Consider the following 23,340-nt stretch of genomic DNA (forward strand, 5'->3'; position numbering starts at 1 on the left):
CCGCCGGTCCGCTGCGGGGGTCGGGGGTTGGCATCGGCGAACCCGCAGGGTACCGGTGACCCCGGTACTGTCCTGGCCGCGAACGGCCTAGAGCACGTCCACGCCGTCGAGCCGCAGCTGCACCGGGTCGTCGGTGCGTTTGGCGGCGGCGGCGACCTTGACTGCCCGCAGCACCCGGGTGACCTGGGCGGCCTGCGCGTACGGGATGAACAGCAGGGTCCGGACGTCCTCGGCGGCGCCCGCGGCACCCTTCTGGCCGGGCGCGCCGGCCAGCACGAGCGGCGCCGGGCCGGCGGTGCGCAGATCGATCCCCAGCGGGCCAAGCTGCTGCGCGACCGCCGCACCGAAATGCCCGACGGCGGTCCGGCCGCCGGTGATGGACGCGACCCGGACGGCCGGCGGAAGCTGCAGTTCCTGCCGCAGTGACAGTTCCCGCTGGGCGTACCCGGCGGGATCCCAGCGCAGCAGGGCCCCGACCCCGGCGGTGTCGTCCGCGGTGATGACGACCAGGCCGCCGTCGCCGGCGGGACGGACCAGGGCCGCGGCGTTGAACCAGCGCCGGACGGCGTCCTCCCCCGCCCGCAGGTTTTCGCGCCGCAGCAGCGAATCGCCGTCGAGCAGCAGGGCCGCCGCGTAGCCGCGGTCCGCGACCGGTTCGGCGCCGACCGTGGCCACGACCAGCGCCTTCGTGTCCGGAACCGTGGCGAGGACGCGGTCCCCGGAGGAGGTGATGACCGGCTTGCCCGGGAAGGCGCGGCCCAGTTCCTCGGCGGTCCGCAGGGCCCCGGTGGCGCCGCGCCGGAGCCGGACGCCGTTGCAGGTGCCGCAGCGCCAGGCCGGCGCCGGCGTCGAACACCAGCGGCACTGCGGCACGGCGGAGTTCCCGCTGGCTCCGGCGACCGCCAGCGGCCCGCTGCAGGCGGTGCAGCGGGCCGGTTCGCGGCAGTTGTCGCAGGCAAGGGACGGCGCGTAGCCGGCCCTGGCCACCTGGACCAGGACCGGGCCGCGTTCGAGTCCTTCCTTGGCGGCCCGCCAGGCCGCGCCGGGCAGCCGGGCGATCCTGGCCAGCGGATCGTGTTCGAGTTCGTAGCTGTCCGCGGTGTTCAGGACCCGCGGGACGGTCCGGCGGACGACGGCGCGGTCCGCTTCCACCGGCCACGCCCAGCCGGCCTCGACGAGGCGCTGCGTTTCGGTGCTCCGGGTGTGCGCGGCGAGCAGGCAGGCGGTGCCCTCCTGCGCGGCGCGCAGCAGCAGGACTTCGCGGGTGTGGGCGTAGGGTGAGCGCTGTTCGATGTGCAGGTCGTCGCCGTCGTCCCAGCAGACCACCAGGCCAAGATTGCCGACCGGGGCGTAGGCGGCGGACCGGGTGCCAACGGCAACCCCGGCGGCGCCGCTGAGGATCCGCAGGAAGCTGCGGTAGCGCGGGGTCTGGCCGTCGTCCGCGGTGAGCCGGGCGACGTCCCCGGCGGGCAGGAGCTGCAGGAGGGCGCCTTCGACCCGGTCCAGGTCCCGGTAGTCGGGCACAACGACGATGGCACCGCGGCCGGACAGCCGGACGGCGGCGACGGCCTCGGCGATCATCCGGGGCCAGCCGCCGGGGCCGTGGCCCTGCAGCGCGGCCAGCACGGCGCGCGGCGACTCCCCCGCGCTGAGATGCTGCAGGAAGGCCGGACCGTTGCGGTAGGGCGCCCAGCTGGAGGCCTCGAGACCGCCCGGGATGGCGGCGCCGGTGTCGGCCCCATCGGCGAAGAGGGACGGATCCAGGGTCCCCGCCGGGGCCAGTTCCTTTTCGAGTTTCGCCATCCGCGGGGGCACTGCAACGCGCAGCACATCGCTGACGCTCCCGGCGTAGCGCGCCGCGACGCGTGCGGCGAGTTCCGCGACGGCGGCGGCCAGCACGGGGACCGGGGAGACCACCTTGTGCAGCGGCACGAGGGGGTGGCCGGCGTCGGATTCCGCCGCCCGGTCCGTGAGGTAGCCGGCAAGTTCCTGGCCGTTGAACTTCACTTTCACCCGGACCCCGGGCTGCGCCGCGGCATCGAGCGCGGCGGGCACGCTGTAGTCGAAGGGCCGGTCCAGGTGCGGGAGGGAGGACTCCAGCCGGACCCGCGCCACCGGCAGGTGGGCTGCCAGTGCGGGGCCGGGCGCGGCGGCCGCGGACGCCGGAAAGCCGTGCAGCAGCGAGAGCTGGAAGGGCTCGTCCGGCGCGCTGCTCTGGACCGGGCTCATCGTTTGTCTCCTCCGCTCAGCAAAAGTTCAGTCCCGGCCCGGTAAGCGCCGGCGCAAACCGCCAGACCAGCGTTGCCGGCTCAAACGTCGGCCCGGCCGGGCCGGCCCAACAAAGAATAGCCAGGCCGCCGGAAACGGCGGCCTGGCTACAGCACATCACGGCGCAGTGACATTTATCCCAGGCTGCCTTCAGGCAGTGGCGGGACGGTTCAGGCGTTGAAGAATGCCTTCAGCTCGTCGACCCGGTCCAGCCGCTCCCAGGTGAAGTCGGGATCCTCGCGGCCGAAGTGGCCGTGCGCGGCGGTCTTGGCGTAGATCGGGCGCTTGAGGTCCAGCGCGTCGATGATGGCCCGCGGGCGCAGGTCGAAGATCTCGGCGATGGCAGCACTGATCCTGGCCGGGTCCACGGTCTCGGTGCCGAAGGTCTCCACGTACGTTCCGACCGGGCGGGCCTGGCCGATCGCGTAGGCAATCTGGATTTCGGCGCGCTTGGCGAGACCGGCAGCGACCACGTTCTTGGCTACCCAGCGCATCGCGTAGGCCGCCGAGCGGTCCACCTTGGACGGATCCTTGCCGGAGAAGGCCCCGCCGCCGTGGCGGGCCATGCCGCCGTAGGTGTCAACGATGATCTTGCGCCCGGTGAGGCCGGCGTCACCGACCGGGCCGCCGATAACGAAGGCACCGGCCGGGTTCAGGATGTTCCGTGCCCGGGAAATGTCGAGGTTGGACACGGCCATGACCGGGGCCACGACGTAAGCGGCGAGGTCGGCGCGGAGCTGGTCCAGGCTGGCGCCCTCTGCGTGCTGGCTGGAGATGACGACGGTCTCGACCGAGACGGGCCGGTCGCCGTCGTAGCCGACGGTGACCTGGGTCTTGCCGTCGGGGCGCAGGTAGGCGAGCTCGCCGCTCTTGCGGACCTCGGTGAGACGCTCGGAGAGGCGGTGCGCGAGCCAGATCGGAACCGGCATGTAGGACGGGGTCTCGTCGCTCGCGTAGCCGAACATCAGGCCCTGGTCGCCGGCGCCCTGGAGGTCGTAGTCGTCCTCCTGGCGCCCTTCGCGGGCTTCCAGCGAATTGAAGACGCCCCCGGCGATGTCGTTGGACTGCTGCCCGATCGACACGGACACACCGCAGCGGGCGCCGTCGAATCCGTTGGCGGAGGAGTCGTAGCCGATGCCCAGGATGGTTTCCCGGACGATCTGCGGGATCTCGACGTAGGCGTCAGTGGTCACTTCACCGGCGACGTGGACCAGCCCGGTCGTGGCCAGCGTCTCCACGGCGACCCGGGACTCGGGGTCCTTGGCCAGCAGGGCGTCGAGGATCGCATCGCTGATCTGGTCACAGATCTTGTCGGGGTGTCCTTCGGTCACCGACTCGGACGTGAAAAGCCGGAGCGAGGCGGGCGTGGACCCGTGGAAATCAGGAATGTGCAGCGGTAAAGTCACTCAACTACCTTACTGGTTGGAAAACGGACGTCCGGCGGCGTGTGTCCCCGTGCTAAGGAGACGTCGCTTACGCACGATCAGGCCGGAGGGACAACCCGGCTCAGCTCGGCGCTGATGCGGTCGATCACGGCAGCCGCAACATCGGATTTGGAACCCGACGCCTCTTGGGGTTCGGAGCCGGACCGGGCAAGGATGACTACGGAATTGGTGTCCAGGCCGAACACCTGGTCCTGGCCCACGTGGTTGACCACCAGCAGGTCACACGCCTTGCGGCGCAACTTGGCGGCGGCATATTCCAGCACATCCGCGTCGGCGTCGCCGGTCTCCGCGGCGAAGCCGACGATCAGCTGGTTGCGGGAGGCGGCGTCGCGGATCTCGACAAGTTCCCGCAGGATGTCCGGGTTCCGGACCAGGGAGATGACGGGATCCGCCCCGTCGTCGCGCTTCTTGATTTTCGTCCCGGACACGTCGGCGGGGCGGAAATCGGCGACGGCGGCGGCCATGATGATGACGTCGGAATCGGCGGCAGCGTGCAGGGCAGCCTTGCGGAGCTCCAGGGCGGTCTCGACCCTGACGACATCCACGCCGGCCGGCGGCGGAACGTCCATGTGGGCGGCCAGCAGCCGGACCTTCGCGCCGGCGTCGCGGGCGGCGGCGGCCAGCGCCACTCCCTGCTTGCCGGAGGAGCGGTTTCCGAGGAAGCGGACGGGGTCCAGCGGCTCGCGGGTGCCGCCGGCGCTGATCGTGACGGTGAGACCGCCGAGGGGACGCGGCGCCGCGGATGGCGGCGCACCAAGGGCAGAATCCGACGCCGGCAGTGGCGCGGTCGCGGGGACCCCCGGCGCACCGGCGAGGGCCAGCGCCGCTTCGAAAATGGCTTCCGGTTCGGGCAGCCGGCCCGGACCGGAGTCCGATCCGGTCAGCCGGCCGGAGGCGGGTTCCAGCACGGTGACGCCCCGGCTGCGGAGGGTCTCGACGTTGGCCTGGGTCGCCGGGTGCTGCCACATCTCGGTGTGCATGGCGGGGGCCATCAGCACCGGGCAGTCACCGGCCATCAGCAGGGTGTTGGTCAGCAGGTCGTTGGCCTGGCCGCCGGCGGCGCGTGCCAGCAGGTCAGCGGTGGCGGGGGCCACCACGATGAGCTCGGCCTCGTGGCCGAGGCGGACGTGGTTGACGGTGTGCACCTCGTCGAAGACGCTGTTGCTGACCGGATGCCCGGACAGCGCCTCCCAGGTGGCGACCCCGACGAAACGCGTCGCGGCCTCCGTGGGGATGACGGTGACGTCATGGCCGGCTTCAGTAAAAAGCCGGAGGAGCGAAGCCACCTTGTAGGCGGCTATCCCTCCCCCGACTCCGAGGACTATGCGCACGTGGCCTCCGCCTGCGTCTGCGAAACTACTCTGCAGGTTCGATCGGAGTGGAAACGAGCTTGCCTTCGTTGATTTCGCGCAGCGCGATGGAAAGCGACTTCTCGTTCAGCTTGGTGTCGACCAGCGGGCCGACGTACTCGAACAGGCCCTCGTGCAGCTGGGCGTAGTAGGCGTTGATCTGACGGGCGCGCTTGGCGCCGAAAATCACCAGTCCGTACTTCGAATCGGCAGCCTTCAGCAGCTCGTCGATCGGCGGGTTGATGATGCCTTCAAGGTTCGTGGACACGAATTCTCCAAATTCTAGCGGGCCGATACGTCCCGGCGCCTAGCGCGGGTTCGGGGTCAGCCCCATGAGTGAAACTAGCTCGTCCGCTGCCCGTCGAATGTCATCATTGATGACGGTGTGGTCAAACTCCGGTTCAGCGGCAAGCTCTAGTTTAGCTGTTTCCAGCCGCTGCTGCTGTTCCTCCGCTGTTTCCGTGCCGCGTCCCACCAGGCGGCGGACCATTTCGTCCCAGCTGGGGGGCGCCAGGAAGACGAACTGGGCCTCCGGCACGGCCTGCTTGACCTGCCGCGCGCCCTGCAGGTCAATCTCCAGCAGGACGGACCTGCCATCGGCAATCGCGGCGTCCACGCTGCTGCGCAGCGTGCCGTAGCGGTTGCGTCCGTGGACCACGGCCCACTCCAGGAGTTCCCCGTTCGCAACCAGGGAATCAAATTCCTGGGCGGACTTGAAGAAATAGTGGACCCCGTCGATTTCGCCGGGCCGCGGGGGGCGGGTGGTCGCGGAGACGGAGAGCCAGACGCCGGGGTAATTGTCCCGGATGTAGGTGGACACGGTGCCTTTGCCAACAGCCGTCGGGCCGGCGAGGACTGTCAGTCCCGGTTTGTTGCTCACATATTCCTTAAAGCGGGGGTGTCAGCGCGGCGGAGCCTGCTGTTTGTCGTCTATAAAATCTACCAGCGCCTGGCGCTGGTGAATGCCCAGGCCGCGGACCCGGCGCGACGCGGCGATGCCGAGCTGTTCCATAATTGCCGCGGCCCGCACCCGCCCGATGCCTGGCAGCGACTCCAGCAGTTCAACAATCCGCATCCGGGCGATCGCGTCGTCGGTTTCCCCGGCGCTGAGCAATTCCCTGATCGTCAGCCTGCCCGACTTCAGCCGGTCCTTTGCAGCGGCCCGGGTGGTCCTGGCGGCGGCGGCCTTGGCGAGGGCGTCGGCACGCTCCTGCGGAGTGAGGGGTCGCAAACTCACTGAATGCCTCCCTGCAGTTGTCGGACTGACCGCGTACGGCCCGTCCGGGCGGGCCGAACAGTGCTCCGGCCGGTGACGCGGACCTGTCCTGAACCTACCGTCTGGGCCAGGCAGAAATCAATGGAGAGCTCCGGCGGCTCCGGCGGCGGCTGTCACTGCGGCGCGAGGTCCCCGTAGAAGTAGGATGCCGTCACTCCGCCGTCCATGAGGAAGTCGCGGCCGGTGATGAACGCGCCGTCGCGGCCCATCAGGAGCGCGCCTACCGTGCCGACCTCGTCGGGAGTTCCACCCCGTCCGGCCGGGGACAACTCGATCATCCGCCGGTATCCCCCGCCGCGCGGTCCGGTGAGCTCATCCTTGGCGAGCGGGGTGAAAATGATGCCGGGGCTGATGGTGTTGACCCGTGCGCCCCGCTTGCCCCACCGGACGGCCTCGGCCATTACGCGCAGCGAGTTGCCGCGCTTCGCCAGCTGGTAGGCGTGCAGGGAGTCTGAGACCTGCTCCGGCTGAAGCATGGGCAGCGCCAGCAGTTCGTCGGCAGGCGTCGTCGCGAGGGCAGCGTCTTCTTCGGCAGTCAGGGCACCCAGCCGGTGTCCTGACTGCGAGGCGATCACGACGCCGGCGCCGCCGCGGGCGATCACGTTGCCGAACTCCTCGAGCAGCACGGCCGTCCCGTACAGGCCCACCGCCAGGATGGTCGACGGCGACGCCTGGCTCGGTGAGACGCCGGCGGCGTGGATGACGCCGGTGACGTTGCCGAAGGCCGTGGCGGCCTCGACCAGGGCGTGAACGGACGCCCGGGAGGACACGTCGACGGTCCGGGTGCTGACCTCGAACCCGGCGTCGCCCAGCACCTGGGCCGCGGCGGCGGCGTTTCCCTGGTCCAGGTCCGCCACCACAAGCTGCGCGCCCGCGCTGACGCGCCGGGCGATGGCCTGGCCGATCGACCCGGCTCCGATAAGAACGATGATCTCGCCCATGATGATCTCCTGTTCGGTGGCACTGGACTGCCCGCGGTCCACTGCGCGGTGAAGGTCTGTTCCTCCACTGCCAGCCTAGGAGCCGTCAACCGTGGGCGGGAGGAACTGGCAGTACCTGTATCAGCAGTCCCTTCCACCCGGGGATTGACTCCTGTTGGATGGAGCTCAACCGAAGGTCCCTGTCCTCCCACAGCGCGGAGCACCCGCGAAAGGAAGCTTCTTATGGCCACCTGGCTCATCACAGGATGCTCGACCGGATTGGGCCGCGCCCTCGCCCGGGCCGTGCTCGCCGACGGCCACCACGCCGTCGTCACCGCCCGGAACGTCACCACGGTGCAGGACCTCGCGGCCGGGTACCCCGACACGGCCCTGGCCCTGCCCCTCGACGTCACCGACAAGGAACAGATCAGCTCAGTGGTGCAGCAGGCCCGGTCCCGCTTCGGCGGCATCGACGTGCTGGTCAACAGCACCGGCTACGGCTACCGCGCCGCGGTCGAGGAAGCGGACGACACCGACGTCCGGTCGCTGTTCGACACCAACTTTTTCGGCGCCGTCGACATGATCAAAGCAGTCCTGCCGGAGATGCGCGAGAAAAGGGCCGGCTCCATCCTGAACGTCTCCTCCATCGGAGCGCGCATGTCACCGGCCGGATCCGGCTACTACTCGGCCAGCAAAGCGGCTCTGGAGGGCCTGTCCGGATCCCTTGCCAAGGAACTGCGGCCGCTCGGCATCAACGTCACCGTCATCGAGCCCGGCGCGTTCCGCACCGACTTCGCCGGCCGCTCCCTCACCCAGTCCGCGACGGCGATGCCCGCCTACGCCGAGACAGCCGGAAAGCGGCGCAAGGAGAACGACACGGTCCACGGCACCCAGCCCGGCGACCCGGCCAAGGCCGCTGCCGCCATCCTGGCGGTCGCCGAAAGTGCGGAGCCGCCGGCGCTGCTGGTGCTCGGCCGGGACGCTGCTGACGCCTTTGCCGCCGTCGCCCAGGCTGAGCGCGCGGATCTGGACCGCTGGCGGGACCTCAGCCTGGGCACGGGCATGGACGGTTCCGCTTAGGCCGTCCGGCACCCTTGGCGGCGCGTTGCCCTTAGACCGTCCGCAGGGACTCGAGCGTCCGTTGGGCGGCGTCCCGCAGCCCCTGGAGCCCCGGTCCGGCGCCGAGGATGTCCCTGCTGGAGGTGCCCAGCACCTGGCCGTAGGCGCTGCCAAAGGTGCGGCGCAGGTCTGCTGCCGTGGCGCCCTGCGCCCCGAGGCCCGGGGCGAGGATGGGGCCGCGCACCGCGGCTAGGTCCAGGCCAAGGTCCGTGAGCGCCGAGCCGACGGTGGCGCCGACGACGAGTCCGGCGGACCCCAGCTCCCCGGCGTACCGCCGGTTCTCCGCGGCTGCCGCCTGGACTATCCGCCGGGCGACGGAGTCCGCCCCGCCGACGTGCTGGACAGAGGCGCCCTCCGGGTTCGAGGTGAGCGCCAGGACGAAGACGCCGCGGCCGGTCTCGGCCGCGAGGTCCAGGGCCGGCCGGAGCGACTCGAAGCCCAGGTACGGGCTCAGGGTGACCGAATCGGCAGCCAGGGCAGACCCGTCCCGCAGCCAGGCGTCGGCGTAGGCGGCCATGGTGGAGCCAATGTCACCGCGCTTCGCGTCGGCAATGCTCAGCACCGAGGCCTCCGCCGCCGCAGCGAGGGTGCGTTCCAGCACGGCCAGGCCGGCCGAGCCGTGCCGCTCATACAGTGCCACCTGCGGTTTGACCGCGGCAGCGAGCGAAGCCACCGCCTCCAGGACGGTGAGCGAGAAGCGCTCCAGCCCGGCGACGTCGTCGTTCAGGCCCCAGCTGTGCAGCAGCGCCGGGTGCGGATCAATCCCTACGCACAGCGGACCCAGGTCCGCCATGGCCCGGCCCAGCCGGGAGCCGAAGGACTCCCGGCCGGCGGGCGGCGTGACAGCCTCAGGCATGTGAGGCTGTTTTCTGCGCGGCTGTGTTCTGCGCCTCCGCTGCCTGGGAGACGCGTTCCTGCGAGGCAAACAGTGCAGCGGCGTGCTCCTGCAGGCTGGTGACCGACCACTCGTAAGTGCGCTGCGCCTCGATCGCCTGGACTGCGGCGTTGAACTCGGCCACGGTCGTGATGCAGGGGATGCCGATCGACGTCGCCGCGGCGCGCAGTGCGTAGCCGTCGCTGCGGGCTTCGCCGCCCGAGGGGGTGTTGAAGACCATGTCAATTTCACCGGCAACGATCAGGTCCGCGATAGTGCCCTCGCCCTCGGCGCTGGAGCCCTCGGCGACCTTCCGGACCGGCGTGGCCTGGATGCCGTTGCGGCGCAGCACATCGGCGGTGCCGCCGGTGGAGACGATCTCGAAGCCGAGGTCGACGAGCCGCTTGACGCCCATGATGACCGAGCGCTTGTCCCGGTTGGCCACGGACACGAAGATCTTGCCCTCGGTGGGCAGCGCGTTGTTCGCGGCGGCCTGGCTCTTGGCGAAGGCGGTGTCGAAGTGCTTGTCGATGCCCATGACCTCGCCGGTGGAGCGCATTTCCGGCCCGAGCAGCGAGTCCACCACCTTGCCTTCGGGGGTGCGGAAGCGGCTGAACGGCAGCACCGCTTCCTTGACCGAGACCGGGGCGTCCAGCGGCAGCGTGGAGCCGTCACCGGTCTCCGGCAGCATCTTGTAGGCGGTGCGGAGCTGGTGGATCGTGACGCCGGTGCCGATCAGGGCTGCCGCCTTCGCCATCTGAACGCCGGTGGCCTTGGAGACGAATGGGACGGTGCGTGAGGCCCGCGGGTTGGCTTCCAGGACGTAGAGCACGTCGGAGGCGAGGGCGAACTGGATGTTGATCAGCCCGCGGACCCCCACCCCCTCGGCGATCGCCAGCGTGCCGGCCCGGACCCGGTCCAGCACGTCGTTTCCCAGCGTGATCGGCGGCAGCACACACGCCGAGTCGCCGGAGTGGATACCGGCCTCCTCGATGTGCTCCATGATGCCGCCGAGGTACATCTCGGTGCCGTCGTACAGGGCGTCGACGTCGATTTCGACGGCGTCCTCGAGGAACCGGTCGATCAGCACCGGGTGGTCCGGCGTGATTTCGGTGGCGTTGGCGATGTAGCGGGAGAGGTTGGGCTCGTCGTAGACGATCTCCATGCCGCGGCCGCCGAGCACGTAGGACGGGCGGACCAGGACCGGGTAGCCGATCTCGTCGGCGATCTTCTTGGCGTCCTCGAAGGACACCGCGGTGCCGTTCTTCGGCGAGATCAGGCCGGCCCGGTCGAGCACCTGGGAGAAGGCGCCGCGGTGCTCGGCGAGGTCGATCGCTTCCGGGGAGGTGCCAAGGATCGGCACGCCGGCGTCGGCGAGCTGCTGGGCAAGCTTAAGCGGGGTCTGGCCGCCGAGCTGGACGAAGACGCCCATCACGCCGCCGGTGCGTTCCTCGGCCGCGATGACCTCGAGGACATCCTCCAGGGTGAGCGGCTCGAAGTACAGCCGGGTGGAGACGTCGTAGTCCGTGGAGACAGTCTCGGGGTTGCAGTTGACCATCACGGTCTCGTAGCCGGCCTTGCGCAGCGCCATCGAGGCGTGGACGCAGGAGTAGTCGAACTCGATGCCCTGGCCGATCCGGTTGGGCCCGGAGCCGAGGATGATGATGGACGGCTTCGCGTGCAGCGCCACTTCATCCTCCTCGTCGTAGGAGGAGTAGTGGTAGGGCGTGTATGCGGCGAACTCGGCGGCGCAGGTGTCCACGGTCTTGTAGACCGGGCGGATGCCGAGGGCCTGCCGGACGCCGCGGACGACGGCCTCGGAGTTGTGCGTCAGGGCGCCGATCTGTTCGTCGGAGAAGCCGTGGCGTTTGGCGCGGGTCAGCATCTCCGGGGTCAGGGCCGCGGCCTTGCGGATCTCGACGGAGATCTCGTTGAGCAGCTGGAGCTGGTCCAGGTACCAGGGGTCGATCTTCGTCGCTTCGAAGAGCTGCTCCACGGTGGCGCCGCCAAGCAGGGCGCGCTGGACCTGGTGCAGCCGGTCCGTGGTGGGCCGCTTGGACTTCTCGATCAGCTGCGGGACTTCCCATTCCGGGACGTGGCTGAAGTCCAGCTGGGAGCCCTTCTGTTCGAGGGAACGCAGCGCCTTCTGCAGTGCCTCGGTGAAGTTCCGGCCCATGGCCATGGCCTCACCCACCGACTTCATGGTGGTGGTCAGCGTGGGGTCGGCGGCCGGGAACTTCTCGAAGGCGAAGCGCGGGACCTTCACCACAACGTAGTCCAGGGTCGGTTCGAAGGAGGCCGGGGTCTTCTGCGTGATGTCGTTCGGGATCTCGTCCAGGGTGTAGCCGAGCGAGAGTTTGGTGGCGATCTTGGCGATCGCGAAGCCGGTGGCCTTGGAGGCCAGGGCGGAGGAGCGGGAGACGCGCGGGTTCATCTCGATCACGATGACGCGGCCCGTGTCGGGCTCGACGGCGAACTGGATGTTGCAGCCGCCGGTGTCGACGCCGACTTCGCGGATGACGGCGATGGAGATGTCGCGCAGGCGCTGGTATTCGCGGTCGGTCAGGGTCAGGGCGGGGGCGACGGTGATGGAGTCGCCGGTGTGCACGCCGACCGGGTCGAAGTTCTCGATGGAGCAGACGACGACGACATTGTCGTTCTTGTCGCGCATCATCTCGAGCTCGTATTCCTTCCAGCCCAGGATGCTTTCTTCGAGCAGCACTTCGGACGTGGGGCTGTACTGCAGGCCCTGGCCGACGATCCGGCGGAGGTCGTTCTCGTCGTAGGCGAGTCCGGACCCGAGTCCGCCCATGGTGAAGGAGGGCCGGACCACCATCGGGTAGCCGAGGTCCCCGGCGGCGGTGATGGCCTCGTCGATGGTGTGGATGATGTGGCTGCGGGCCGATTCGGCGCCGCAGCGTTCCACGACGCCCTTGAACTTTTCGCGGTCCTCGCCCAGCTCGATGGCGGCGATGTTGGCGCCGATCAGTTCGACGTTGTACTTCTCCAGCACGCCGTTCTTGTCCAGGGCGATGGCCGTGTTCAGGGCGGTCTGCCCGCCCAGCGTGGGCAGGAGCGCGTCCGGGCGTTCCTTGGCGATGATCTTCTCGACCACCTCGGGCGTGATCGGTTCGATGTAGGTGGCGTCGGCGAACTCGGGGTCGGTCATGATGGTGGCCGGGTTGGAGTTGACGAGGATGACGCGGAGGCCTTCCTCCTTGAGGACGCGCAGTGCCTGGGTGCCGGAGTAGTCGAATTCGGCGGCCTGGCCGATCACGATCGGGCCGGAACCGATGACCAGGACGCTCTTAAGGTCAGTTCTCTTGGGCATTACTTCGTGTCCTCAGTCTTGGAGTCGGTGGCAGTCTTTGTCTTGGAGGCAGTGTCCGCCATCAGCTCGATGAAGCGGTCGAAGAGGTACGCGGCGTCGTGCGGGCCGGCGGCGGCCTCCGGGTGGTACTGGACCGAGAAGGCCGGGATGTCCAGGCAGGACAGGCCCTCGACGACGTCGTCGTTCAGGCTCACATGGCTGACCTCGACGCGGCCGAAGCGTTCCTCGGGGGCCTGCGTGGCGCCCTCGAGCGGGGCGTCGACGGCAAAGCCGTGGTTCTGCGAGGTGATCTCCACCTTGCCGGTGCGGCGGTCCATCACGGGCTGGTTGATGCCGCGGTGGCCGTAGCGCAGCTTGTAGGTCCCGAAGCCCAGGGCCCGGCCCAGGATCTGGTTGCCGAAGCAGATGCCGAAGTAGGGGATCTTCTCGTCCAGGACCGAGCGGAGCAGCTTGACCTGGTTGTCGGCGGTCGCCGGGTCGCCCGGGCCGTTGGACATAAAGAAGCCGTCGGGGTTGACGGCCTGGACATCGGCCAGGGTCGCGGTGGCCGGCAGCACGTGCACCCGGACGCCGCGCTCGGCAAACCGGATGGGGGTCATCCGCTTGATGCCCAGGTCGATCGCGGCGATGCTGAACCGCGGTTCGCCGTCCCAGCCCCAGTCCCCGGGTTCCACGGTGTAGGCCTCGTCGACACTGACTTCCTCGGCCAGGCGGGAGCCTTCCATCGGGGCACTCGCCAGGACGGTGTCCACGAGTTCCTGGTCGGTGGCGCGGACGGCGTCGCCGGAGAAGATGCCGGCGCGCATGGTCTTGTGCTCGCGCAGGTGGCGGGTGATCGCGCGGGTGTCCACGCCCTGGATGCCGACGATGCCCTGTTCGAGAAGCTCATCGTCCAGGGACCGTTCGGAGCGCCAGTTGGAGGGGCGGCGGGCCGCGTCGCGGACGATGTAGCCGGCCACCCAGATCCGCCGGGATTCGGCGTCGTGCTTGTTCACACCGGTGTTGCCGATGTGCGGGGCGGTCTGGACCACGAGCTGGCGGGCGTAGGAGGGGTCCGTGATGGTTTCCTGGTAGCCGGTCATGCCGGTCGCGAACACGGCCTCGCCGAGGGCGGTTCCGGTGGCGCCGTAGCTGGTGCCGCGGAAGATCCGGCCGTCCTCGAGCACGAGGGCTGCCGGCGTGGATGCTGCTGCTGTCACTTCTGTCTTCACTGCTGAAACTGCTGTTGCTGAAACTTCGTTGGTTTCCGTCACGTCGTTACTTTCCACTATCGGCATCGGCCTGGGGGGCCGCGGGGATCAAATTTTGCAGGGCGTTGAGGAGGAGGGTTTTGTCGTCGGCGTTCCGGGTGCGGAATCCGGAATCCAGTTCGCGGCTGCCGAGCATCCAGCTGAGCACCAGCAGTCCGTCCTTTTCGACGAACTTCCCGGCCATGCCGCTTTCCTGCCGGACGCCGGTGAGCCGGTCCGCGGGGATGAAGACCGGACCGGCGCCGGCGCGGTCGAAGAGCACACCCTCCGGGTGGACGCTCAGTTCGGCGTTGGTGCGGATGCCCAGATTGTGCACGGCGATCCGGTCCAGCCAGTCACCGGCGGTGGTGGACGCGACGTACTGCCCGTCGGCGACTGCCAGCGCCGCGCCCAGCTCGGCCGGGATTTCCGGCAGCGGGTCGACGTCGGCCTGGCGGCGCAGCCGGCTCCGCCAGCCCAGCCAGATCAGGGCCAGCGCGACACCGACCAGGACCAGGACCAGGAGCAACGACAGTTCCTTGACCATCAGTTGCTGCCTGCCGACGGCGTGCCGGGCAACGCTGTTGCCTCCGGGAGCCAGCGGTACGGGGTGTTGAGTTTGCCGTCCAGGACGGTGGGGTGGCCCTTGAAGAATGTCGCCACCACCTTGCCGGGAAGTTCCCGGCCGGCAAACGGAGAATTACGGCCCATGGTTGCCATCTTAGAAGGGTCCACGGTCCACCGCGCAGCCGGGTCCACCAGTGTGACGTTGGCGGGTTCGCCGGCGTCGAGCGGGCGGCCCTGGTCAGCGACCCGGCCGATCGCCGCGGGAGCGGTGGAGGTGACCCGGGCGAAATCGGCCCAGCCCATCAGCCCGGTTTCGATCATGGTGTGCTGCACGACCGACAGCGCGGTTTCCAGCCCGGTCATGCCCATGGCGGCCTGGGCCCACTCGCATTCCTTGTGCTCGCTCGGGTGCGGGGCGTGGTCGGTGCCCACGACGTCGATCGTGCCGTCGGCCAGGGCGGCGCGCAGGGCCTGGACATCGGCGTCGGTGCGCAGCGGCGGGTTGACCTTGTAGACCGGGTCGTAGCTGCGGGCGAGTTCGTCCGTGAGCCAGAGGTGGTGCGGGGTGACCTCGGCCGTGACGTTGACGCCGCGGGACTTGGCCCAGCGGATGATCTCGACGGACCCGGCTGTGGAGACGTGGCAGACGTGCAGCCGGGAGCCGACGTGCTGGGCGAGCAGGACGTCCCGGGCGATGATGCTTTCCTCGGCGACGGCGGGCCAGCCGGTGAGGCCGAGGACGGCCGAGACCTCGCCTTCGTTCATCTGCGCGCCGGCGGTGAGCCGGGGTTCCTGCGAGTGCTGGGCCACGACGCCGTCGAACGCCTTGACGTATTCCAGCGCGCGGCGCATTAGCACCGGATCGTGCACGCAGATGCCGTCGTCAGAGAAGACCCGGACCCGGGCGCGGGAGTCGGCCATCGCGCCGAGTTCGGCGAGCTGCTCCCCCGCGAGGCCGACGGTGACGGCGCCCACCGGGCGGACGTCCACCCAGCCGGCGGTGCGGCCCAGACTGAGGACCTGTTCGACGACGCCGGCGGTGTCCGCCACCGGGGTGCTGTTCGCCATCGCGTGCACGGCGGTGTAGCCGCCCAGGGCCGCGGCGCGGGTGCCGGTCTCGACCGTTTCGGCGTCTTCGCGGCCGGGTTCGCGCAGGTGGGTGTGGATGTCCACCATGCCGGGAAGGGCCACGAGTCCGGCGGCTTCGATGACGGTCGCGCCGTCGGCGGCGAGGTTCTGGCCGCGTTCGGCGATGATGCCGTCCCGGATCAGGAGGTCTTCAGGGGCTCCGCCGAGGATGGCGGCGCCACGGATCAGGTAGGCGCCGGCGCCGGCGTCCGATTGCTGTGATGCCATTAGTGGCTCTCCTTGGTGACGTGGGCGGAGGTGTTCTCTGCGGAGCTGGAATGGCCGGAGCCTGGGCGGCCGGAGTTCGCGCGGCCGGCCGGTTCGCGGGTGTCGCCGGAGAGCAGCAGGTAGAGCGCCGCCATCCGGATGGACACACCGTTGCGGACCTGCGCCAGGACCGTGGAGCGCGGGGAGTCGGCGGCGGCCGAGGAGATCTCCAGGCCGCGGTTCATCGGACCGGGGTGCATGATGATGGTGTCCTTGAAACCCAGGCTGTCCAGGGCGCGCAGCCGGTTGTCGTCGAAGCCCCAGCGGCGCGAGTATTCGCGGGTGGTGGGGAAGAACGAGGCGTTCATCCGTTCGCCCTGCACGCGGAGCATCATCACCGCGTCCACGCCCCGGGCAAGGGTCTCGTCGAGGTCGTAGCTGACGCTGCACGGCCACTTCTCAACGCCGATCGGCAGCAGCGTCGGCGGCGCGACCAGGGTGACTTCGGCGCCGAGGGTGCGCAGCAGCCAGACGTTGGAGCGGGCCACCCGGGAGTGCAGCACGTCCCCGGCGATCGCGACCCGCATGCCGGTGAGGTCTGCGCCCGCGGACGGCGTGCCGGCCAGCTTCGACCAGTGCCGGCGCATCGTGAAGGCATCCAGCAGCGCCTGGGTGGGGTGTTCGTGGGTGCCGTCGCCGGCGTTGATAACGGCGGCGTCGATCCAGTCCGTTGCGGCGAGCCGGTGCGGGGCGCCGGAGGCCCAGTGCCGGATGACGACGGCGTCCGCCCCCATCGCCGAGAGTGTCTGCGCGGTGTCCTTGAGTGATTCGCCCTTGGAGACAGAGGAGCCCTTCGCGGCGAAGTTGATCACGTCGGCGGAGAGCCGCTTGGCGGCCGCTTCGAAGGAGATGCGGGTGCGGGTGGAGTCCTCGAAGAACAGGTTCACCACGGTCCGGCCGCGCAGGGTGGGGAGCTTCTTGACCTCGCGCTCCCCGACGGCCGCCATTTCCTCGGCGGTGTCGAGGATGCGGATGGCGTTGGACAGGCTCAGGTCTTCGGTGGAGAGCAGGTGCTTCATGCGGTGGCCTCGATGACCACTTCGTTGACGGCGGCCCCGTCGACGGAGTCGGTTTCCTCGAGCCGGACCCGGACCTTCTCGGACGATGAGGTGGGGAGGTTCTTGCCGACGTGGTCCGCGCGGATGGGGAGCTCACGGTGGCCGCGGTCGATCAGCACCGCGAGGCGGACGATGCGGGGCCGGCCGAGGTCGATGATCGCGTCGAGCGCGGCGCGGATGGTCCGGCCGGAGTACAGGACGTCATCGATCAGTACCACCACTTTGTTGTCGATGCCGGTGCGCGGCAGCTGGGTGGGGTACGGCGGGCGCATGGCCTGGTGCGAGAGGTCGTCGCGGAACATGGTCACATCCAGTTGGCCCACGATCGCGGCGGGATCCACGGTGGGATCGGCGGCGGCAATCTTGGCGGCGAGCCGGACGGCGAGGGGGTAGCCCCGCCGCGGGATGCCCAGCAGGACCAGGTCCTGGGAGCCCTTGTTGGACTCGAGGATCTCATGGGCGATACGAGTGAGTGCACGGTCGATATCCGCCTGGTTGAGTACCACTCGGGTGAGTACAACCTTGGCCGGAACCGGTGCTTCTGGAACAGAAGTCAACGCTCGTCTCCCCTTTCCCCGCCTCACGGGACGGAATTAAAAAAGGATTGTTTGCGCTCCCAAATTACCACAGCGGCCCTTGCGCCCCCGCGCCGCGGACATGCGTTTAAGCTCACACGGACATAGGCTCGAGACCATGACGACGAACGAGCCGTGGCCGCAACAGGACCGCCCGGAGTCCTCCCCCGGCGGCTGGCGGCCGGTGCCCCAGCAGGCCAACCCGACCTGGCTGGGGCAGATCCAGCCGAAGAACTACCGGCCGGCGCCGTCCCACGACGGCGGCCTGTTCCGGCAGGCACCCCTGCCCGCCCTTCCGGCGGTCCCGACCGGCCGCAGCTCCGCCGGCTTTATGGGGCTGGCGGTGGCCGGCGGATTCCTCGTGTTCTTCAGCCTCTTCCTGGTGCTGCCCTTCCTGCTGGGCAGCACCGGGGTGTCCGGATTTGTTATCGGCTTCGTCGCCTCGCTGGTTCCGCTGGGAACCGTGCTGCTCACCGTGCGCTATATCGACCGCTGGGAGCCGGAGCCCAGGCCGCTGCTGCTCTTTGCGTTCGGCTGGGGCGCCGTCGTCTCGATTGCGGTGACGATGCTGCTCCAGCCCTATTTCTCGCTGCTGGCCGGGCCGGCCTCCGGGCTGGACTATACGACCTTCGCCGTCACGGTCCAGGCGCCGGTGGTGGAGGAATTCGCCAAGTCGCTGGGGCTGTTGCTGCTGTTGCTCTTCGCCCGGAAACATTTCGACGGGCCGGTCGACGGGGTGGTGTTCGCCTTTACGATCGCCGCCGGCTTCGCGTTTACCGAAAACATCCTGTACTTCGGCCGCGCCATCGCCACCTCGAGTGACCCGGGCACTGACCTCGCGGTGGTGTTCTTCCTCCGCGGGGTCATGTCGCCGTTCGCCCACGCCATTTTCACCGGCACAACCGGCCTGATTCTGGGCCTCGCCGCGCGCCGCTGGCACAACGGACTGTCCGTGCTGGCGTTCGGCGTCGGCCTCGTTCCCGCGATGCTGCTGCACAGCGGCTGGAACAGCATGGGACAGAACTTCCTGGCCCAGTACCTGCTGGTGCAGGTGCCGACCTTCCTGCTTGCGGTGCTGGTCATCGTGCTGCTGCGGGTCGCGGAGCGCCGGCTCACCCGTCAGCGGCTCAAGGAATACGCGGCGGCGGGCTGGTTCACCCCGGCCGAAGTGGACATGCTGACCACCGGCGCCGGACGGCGTGCGGCCCTCCGCTGGGCGGGATCCGTCGGCCGGCGGCCCCAGATGAGGGCGCTGCTGCACGCCGCCACCCGGCTTGCCTTCACCCGGCAGCGGATCCTCAGCGGCCGGGACGTGCCGGTCCACCAGCTCGACGAGCGGCACCAGCTCGGCGAAATCGCCGCGCTCCGGGGCGCCGTCCTTCATTAGGAACGTTTCAGCGCGGCCATTAGGAACGTTTCAGCGCGGCCAGTTCCTGCAGCAGCTCGAATCCCTGGCGGTCAACGGGTGCCGCCGTCGCCGAGAGCAGGACAACCGCGGCGTTTGCCTCCCGGTCCAGGCCAAGCCAGCTGCTGAACCCGCCCGTGCCGCCGTTGTGCCACGTGATCTGGCGCCCCTTGACGTCGAGCGTGAGCCACGCGGCGCCGATCCGCGCGGCCGGGCCAGCGAAGTCGGCCACCGGGTCGAGGGCGGACAGCCCGGGGGCGGAGCCGTCCAGAAGTGCCCGGGCCAGCCTGGCGAGGTCTTGGATGGACGCCCGGATGCCGCCGGCCGGTGCCAGGGCCTCCCCGGTCCAGGGTTGCCGGGGACGGCCCAGGCGGCTGTTTCCGATCAAGGCGGCCGGCCCCAAATCACCGGGAGCTTCGGGCATGTACACCGAGCCGAGGGCCAGCGGCCAGCAGAGGCGTGCCGTGACGAGGTCCCGGTAGCTCATCCGGGCCCCGGCCGCGATCGCGTGGCCCAGGAGTTCGAAGCCGAGGTTGGAATACCGCGGCCTGGGCGCCTGCAGCCGGACCGCCCGGGCCCGCTCCAGGAGTTCCGCCAGGCTCTCGCCGTAAGGGTTCTGCCCGTGCAGCAGGAGCGCCGCCGTTCGCCGCAGCGGGGACGGGCTTCCGGGTGTGCCCGGAGGAAGCCGCGGCAGCCCCGAGGCATGCCGGCTCAGGGAGCCAAGGCTGGCGCCCGCCGCCTCGCAGTTTCCCAGCGGAAGCAACTCCCCGAGCGTGGTGCCCGCGGATATTTCACCCCGCCGGCACGCATCCGCGTAGAGCAGGCCGGTGATCCCCTTGGAGATCGACCCGATCTCGAAGTCGGCGTCGTGGGCGACTCCGCTGACCGCCACGGTCATCTCTCCCCCCGCGATGGCGGCCGCGGCAAATCTCGGGTGCCTGGCTCCCAGTCGCGTCCGCAGCGTTGCCTCCAGCGCGGGTTCGGTGTCCATCCGGCCACGATATCCGGCGCGGCAGCCCTGTGTAAGAGCCGGCCGGAGACAGCAAAGAACCCCGCCCTGGTGACCTGGGCGGGGTTCTTTGTTGAGCGTCGGGACGCTAGGCGAGCAGCGAAGGCTTCAGCTGCTGCAGTCGGCCCAGCAGGCCGTTGATGAACGACGGCGACTCGTCCGTGGAGAGGGTCTTGGCCAGCGCCACAGCCTCGCTGACGGCAACGCCGTCGGGAACGTCCTCGTTGTAGAGCAGCTCCCAAGTGCCGATCCGCAGGATGATGCGGTCCACCGAGGGCATCCGTTCCAGGGTCCAGCCCTGCGAATAGGTTTCCAGGAATTCGTCGATCGCGGGCTGGTGCGAGACGACGCCCTCAACGATTTCGAGGGTGTACGGGTTGACGATCTGGTCCGTCTGCTCCCGGCGGGACTTCAGCACATCGAAGGCCGACACCGAGCGCTGTTCCGCCTCGAAGAGAACATCCAGGGCCCGGTTACGGGCCTTACCGCGTGCACTCACTAGTCGTTGACCCGCCCGAGGTAGCTGCCGTCGCGGGTGTCGACCTTGACCTTGGTATTGTTCTCGACGAACAGCGGAACCTGGATCTCATAGCCGGTTTCGAGCGTGGCGGGCTTGGTGCCGGCCGAGGAGCGGTCACCCTGCAGGCCCGGCTCCGTGTAGGTGATCTCGAGCACAACGCTCGGCGGCAGCTCGATGTAGAGCGGGTTGCCCTCGTGGATGGCAATGTTGACCATCTGGTTCTCGAGCATAAAGTTGGTGGCGTCGCCGACGGTGGCACCGGGCACGGTGAGCTGGTCGAAGTCGGTGGTGTCCATGAAGACGAAGTCCGCGCCGTCCTGGTACAGGTACTGGTAGTCGCGGCGGTCGACCGTGGCGGTCTCAATCTTGAGTCCGGCGTTGAAGGTCTTATCGACGACCTTGCCGGACATCACGTTGCGCATCTTGGTGCGCACGAACGCGCCACCCTTGCCGGGCTTGACGTGCTGGAACTCAATGATGTTCCAGAGCTGGCCCTCAAGCTTAAGGACGGTTCCGTTCTTGATGTCGTTAGTGGTTGCCACAGTATCCTCTGGTTTCGTTTTTGGCGGCTTCTCGCTGCCAGCCGGTTATGCCAGGCCAGCATGCCGAACGGCCCGCCAGCTCGTATTTATCAAAAAGCCAAGAACTATTCTACCGGCATTCCCGGTCTGTTGCCGGACGGGCCCGGGCGGGACCTCCGCAGGGGCCGCTGCGGCGCCTCTGCGGCGCGGCGGTGCTCTTTGCCCGGGAGCGCCTCAGCCGTTGTTGTCCAGCATGTGCCGGGCGCGCTGCAGCGCCACCGTGGACGCGTAGATTCGCGCCGCATCGGCGGAACCGGCCACGCGCAGGTCCAGTGCCGTGGCAAAGTTTTCGACGGCGGCGGCAATGTTGCCGCTGGTGAAGTAGGCCCGGCCGAGCAGCTGCCTGATGTCGGCCTCGTCCGGTGTGCCGCGGGTCTCCGCCAGCAGCTGGCGGAACAGTTCGACCGCCCGGTCCACCCGGTGCGAGACCCGCAGGACGTCGGCTTCGAAAATCCGCAGGCGCAGCGAGGAGGGGTCGTTATACCGGGCTTCGGCTAGGAGTTCGGCGGCTTCGGCCGGGTGCCCTTCGACGAGGCGCACGAAGATCAGGTCACCGGGGTCGGTTGAGGCTGCCAGTGCCGCGGCGACGGCGTCCTCGTTGACGATTTGCGGGACCAGCGTGTCCGGGTTGATCTTGATCCCGCTGAGCCCTGCATCCGGCCAGTCGCTGGTGCCGCCTGTGATGAAGGGCATCAGGAGGCAATCTCCTGGTACGCGGCAAAGAGCAGCGAGGTGTCCGGGACATCGAGGATGCCGGGGCGTCCGACGCCGTCGAGCACCACAAACCGCAACAGGTCGCCACGGGACTTCTTGTCCCGCCGCATGCCGTCGAGCAGGGCCTGCCAGCGGTCGCGCCGGTAGGTGATGGGAAGCCCGAGGCTTTCCAGGATGCTCCGGTGCCGGTCGGCGTCGGCGTCACTGAGCCGGCCCACGCTGCGCGCCAGCTCGGCGGCGAACATCATCCCAACGGAGACGGCGGCGCCGTGGCGCCAGGAGTAGCGCTCGGCCAGCTCGATCGCGTGGCCCAGGGTGTGGCCGTAGTTCAGGATTTCGCGCTGGCCGGTTTCCTTCAGGTCGTCGGAGACGACCCTGGCCTTGACCGTGATGGCGCGTTCGATGAGTTCCCGGACAGCGTCCGAGCGGGGATCGGAGACCGCGGCAGGATCCTTTTCGATCAGCTCCAGGATGGCGGGGTCGGCGATGAACCCGCACTTGATCACCTCGGCCATGCCGGAGATCATCTCGTTCTTGGGCAGGGTGTCCAGGGTGTCGAGGTCGGCGAGGACACCGGCGGGCGGGTGGAACGCCCCCACGAGGTTCTTGCCTTCGGCGGTGTTGATCCCGGTCTTGCCCCCGACGGCGGCGTCGACCATGCCGAGCAGGGAAGTGGGCATGTGGATGACTTTGACCCCGCGGAGCCAGGTTGCGGCCACGAAGCCGGCCAGGTCGGTCACGGCACCGCCTCCGACGGCGACGACGGCGTCCGAGCGGGTGAAGTCGTTCTGGCCCAGCACCTGCCAGCAGAACGAGGCAACCTCGATGTGCTTGCCCTCCTCGGCGTCGGGAATCTCGGCTGTGAGGGCCGTAAACCCGGCGCTGGCGAGTTCTTCCCGGACGGTGTCGCCGGTGAGGCGCAGCGCACGCGGGTGGATGACCAGGACGCGTTTGACCCGCTCCCCCAGCAGCCCGGGCAGGCTGGCCAGCAGCCCGCGGCCCACAACGACATCGTAGTTCTCGCCCGGCGTCTGCCCGGTGACCTTGATGACTGTTGATTCAGTGATCACTTTTCAACTTCCTTTGTCGCCGCTGGCGTGGTTACGGCCGCGGTTTCCCCGGCGGCGTGACCGCGCAGGGCATTTTCAATCCGGCGTGCAAGGTCGGGAACAGATCCGTGCCGCACGTCGATGACCAGGTCGGCCAGCCGCTCATAGACCGGCCGGCGGGTGGCGAAAAGCGTCTTCCACCGGTCCATGGCATCCCCGGCAGCCAGCAAGGGCCGGCCCGAATTCCTGGCGATGCGTCCCGCCACGGTGTCCGCGTCGCACTCAAGATAGACGACGGTACATTGTTCGAGCAGCTGCTGCGTGCCGGAGTCCAGCACCGCGCCGCCACCCAGCGAGATGACCGTCATGCTGCCCTGCGCGTCTTCGATGGCACGCGCCACGGCCCTGGCTTCCAGCTCCCGGAAGGCGCTCTCCCCGCGGCTGGCGAAGATCTCCGCGATGGATCCGTGGTTCGCCACCACCACAACGTCGGTGTCCACGAACGGGGCTCCCAGCAGCTGGGAAAGCTGGTGGCCGATCGCCGATTTGCCGACGGCCATCGGCCCGATCAACGCAATGGGCCGGGCCAGCGCAAGGGGCCCGGTCAACGGCCCTTGCCGGGCAGTCTTAGCGGCCGGCACTGCCGGCATTTCAGC

The 23,340-nt window shown here is 69.1% G+C and carries 22 protein-coding genes; 2 read left to right on the forward strand and 20 right to left on the reverse strand.

Annotation, left to right across the window (positions count from 1 at the left end; translation table 11 throughout):
* Positions 1-87: 87 nt before the first annotated feature.
* The 7 genes from AC50X9_RS09180 to AC50X9_RS09210 all read right to left on the reverse strand — a co-directional run bounded on the left by AC50X9_RS09180 (position 88) and on the right by AC50X9_RS09210 (position 7,279).
* On the reverse strand, positions 88-2,229 hold the full coding sequence (locus AC50X9_RS09180) for a primosomal protein N' family DNA-binding protein (protein WP_494892686.1): 2,142 nt from the start codon (positions 2,227-2,229) through the stop codon (positions 88-90).
* A gap of 209 nt (positions 2,230-2,438) precedes the next feature.
* Positions 2,439-3,674, reverse strand: coding sequence for a methionine adenosyltransferase (gene metK, locus AC50X9_RS09185; protein WP_494892688.1), 1,236 nt, complete (start codon positions 3,672-3,674; stop codon positions 2,439-2,441).
* 77 nt (positions 3,675-3,751) lie between these two features.
* Positions 3,752-5,044 carry a bifunctional phosphopantothenoylcysteine decarboxylase/phosphopantothenate synthase gene (locus AC50X9_RS09190; RefSeq protein ID WP_494892690.1) on the reverse strand — a complete coding sequence of 431 codons (1,293 nt, stop codon included), beginning with the start codon at positions 5,042-5,044 and terminating at the stop codon, positions 3,752-3,754.
* 25 nt (positions 5,045-5,069) lie between these two features.
* Positions 5,070-5,330 carry a DNA-directed RNA polymerase subunit omega gene (gene rpoZ / locus AC50X9_RS09195; RefSeq protein ID WP_011692102.1) on the reverse strand — a complete coding sequence of 87 codons (261 nt, stop codon included), beginning with the start codon at positions 5,328-5,330 and terminating at the stop codon, positions 5,070-5,072.
* A gap of 39 nt (positions 5,331-5,369) precedes the next feature.
* Positions 5,370-5,942, reverse strand: coding sequence for a guanylate kinase (gmk, locus tag AC50X9_RS09200; protein ID WP_494892693.1), 573 nt, complete (start codon positions 5,940-5,942; stop codon positions 5,370-5,372).
* Positions 5,943-5,963: 21 nt separating this feature from the next.
* Entirely contained in the window at positions 5,964-6,299 is a 336-nt protein-coding gene (mihF, locus tag AC50X9_RS09205) for an integration host factor, actinobacterial type (RefSeq protein ID WP_494892695.1), read from the reverse strand.
* Between the two features lie 152 nt (positions 6,300-6,451).
* Complete coding sequence (locus AC50X9_RS09210; RefSeq protein ID WP_494892697.1) at positions 6,452-7,279, reverse strand: SDR family oxidoreductase; 828 nt, start codon at positions 7,277-7,279, stop codon at positions 6,452-6,454.
* Between the two features lie 222 nt (positions 7,280-7,501).
* Between AC50X9_RS09210 and AC50X9_RS09215 the strand changes: the two genes are divergently transcribed.
* Positions 7,502-8,338 carry an oxidoreductase gene (locus AC50X9_RS09215; protein WP_494892699.1) on the forward strand — a complete coding sequence of 279 codons (837 nt, stop codon included), beginning with the start codon at positions 7,502-7,504 and terminating at the stop codon, positions 8,336-8,338.
* Between the two features lie 31 nt (positions 8,339-8,369).
* Here AC50X9_RS09215 and pyrF read toward each other — a convergent pair whose 3' ends face one another.
* Genes pyrF through pyrR form a run of 7 tightly spaced genes read right to left on the reverse strand, consistent with a single transcriptional unit; the run spans position 8,370 to position 17,388 of the window.
* Positions 8,370-9,233 carry an orotidine-5'-phosphate decarboxylase gene (pyrF, locus tag AC50X9_RS09220; RefSeq protein WP_494892701.1) on the reverse strand — a complete coding sequence of 288 codons (864 nt, stop codon included), beginning with the start codon at positions 9,231-9,233 and terminating at the stop codon, positions 8,370-8,372.
* The gene (carB, locus tag AC50X9_RS09225) at positions 9,226-12,582 is read right to left on the reverse strand and encodes a carbamoyl-phosphate synthase large subunit (protein ID WP_494892703.1); all 3,357 of its coding nucleotides are present in this window, start codon (positions 12,580-12,582) and stop codon (positions 9,226-9,228) included. The genes pyrF and carB overlap by 8 nt, the downstream gene beginning before the upstream one ends.
* Positions 12,582-13,859, reverse strand: a complete 1,278-nt coding sequence (gene carA, locus AC50X9_RS09230) for a glutamine-hydrolyzing carbamoyl-phosphate synthase small subunit (RefSeq protein WP_494892705.1) — start codon at positions 13,857-13,859, stop codon at positions 12,582-12,584. Before carA ends, carB begins: the two co-directional genes overlap by 1 nt.
* Positions 13,840-14,358, reverse strand: coding sequence for a PH-like domain-containing protein (locus AC50X9_RS09235; protein WP_494892707.1), 519 nt, complete (start codon positions 14,356-14,358; stop codon positions 13,840-13,842). Before AC50X9_RS09235 ends, carA begins: the two co-directional genes overlap by 20 nt.
* Positions 14,358-15,734 carry a dihydroorotase gene (locus tag AC50X9_RS09240; protein ID WP_494892709.1) on the reverse strand — a complete coding sequence of 459 codons (1,377 nt, stop codon included), beginning with the start codon at positions 15,732-15,734 and terminating at the stop codon, positions 14,358-14,360. Before AC50X9_RS09240 ends, AC50X9_RS09235 begins: the two co-directional genes overlap by 1 nt.
* Entirely contained in the window at positions 15,734-16,792 is a 1,059-nt protein-coding gene (locus tag AC50X9_RS09245; protein WP_494892711.1) for an aspartate carbamoyltransferase catalytic subunit, read from the reverse strand. Before AC50X9_RS09245 ends, AC50X9_RS09240 begins: the two co-directional genes overlap by 1 nt.
* Positions 16,789-17,388 (reverse strand): bifunctional pyr operon transcriptional regulator/uracil phosphoribosyltransferase PyrR, encoded by a 600-nt coding sequence (gene pyrR / locus AC50X9_RS09250; RefSeq protein WP_494892716.1) that lies wholly within the window; start codon positions 17,386-17,388, stop codon positions 16,789-16,791. The genes AC50X9_RS09245 and pyrR overlap by 4 nt, the downstream gene beginning before the upstream one ends.
* Positions 17,389-17,524: 136 nt before the next feature.
* Between pyrR and AC50X9_RS09255 the strand changes: the two genes are divergently transcribed.
* Positions 17,525-18,793 (forward strand): PrsW family intramembrane metalloprotease, encoded by a 1,269-nt coding sequence (locus AC50X9_RS09255; RefSeq protein ID WP_494892721.1) that lies wholly within the window; start codon positions 17,525-17,527, stop codon positions 18,791-18,793.
* Between the two features lie 19 nt (positions 18,794-18,812).
* On the opposite strand, the gene AC50X9_RS09260 is transcribed toward AC50X9_RS09255, so the two are convergent.
* From AC50X9_RS09260 to AC50X9_RS09285, 6 genes are all read right to left on the reverse strand, one after another.
* The gene (locus AC50X9_RS09260; protein ID WP_494892723.1) at positions 18,813-19,802 is read right to left on the reverse strand and encodes a serine hydrolase domain-containing protein; all 990 of its coding nucleotides are present in this window, start codon (positions 19,800-19,802) and stop codon (positions 18,813-18,815) included.
* A gap of 106 nt (positions 19,803-19,908) precedes the next feature.
* On the reverse strand, positions 19,909-20,319 hold the full coding sequence (gene nusB / locus AC50X9_RS09265; RefSeq protein WP_494892725.1) for a transcription antitermination factor NusB: 411 nt from the start codon (positions 20,317-20,319) through the stop codon (positions 19,909-19,911).
* Entirely contained in the window at positions 20,319-20,882 is a 564-nt protein-coding gene (gene efp / locus AC50X9_RS09270; RefSeq protein WP_056429593.1) for an elongation factor P, read from the reverse strand. The genes nusB and efp overlap by 1 nt, the downstream gene beginning before the upstream one ends.
* 213 nt (positions 20,883-21,095) lie before the next feature.
* Positions 21,096-21,614: a tetratricopeptide repeat protein gene (locus AC50X9_RS09275; protein WP_494892728.1), complete on the reverse strand. Its 519-nt coding sequence runs from the start codon at positions 21,612-21,614 to the stop codon at positions 21,096-21,098.
* Positions 21,614-22,705, reverse strand: coding sequence for a 3-dehydroquinate synthase (gene aroB, locus AC50X9_RS09280; RefSeq protein WP_494892730.1), 1,092 nt, complete (start codon positions 22,703-22,705; stop codon positions 21,614-21,616). Before aroB ends, AC50X9_RS09275 begins: the two co-directional genes overlap by 1 nt.
* Complete coding sequence (locus AC50X9_RS09285; RefSeq protein WP_494892849.1) at positions 22,702-23,244, reverse strand: shikimate kinase; 543 nt, start codon at positions 23,242-23,244, stop codon at positions 22,702-22,704. The genes aroB and AC50X9_RS09285 overlap by 4 nt, the downstream gene beginning before the upstream one ends.
* Positions 23,245-23,340: the final 96 nt, after the last annotated feature.

This window comes from Pseudarthrobacter sp. HLT1-3, assembly GCF_059383535.1.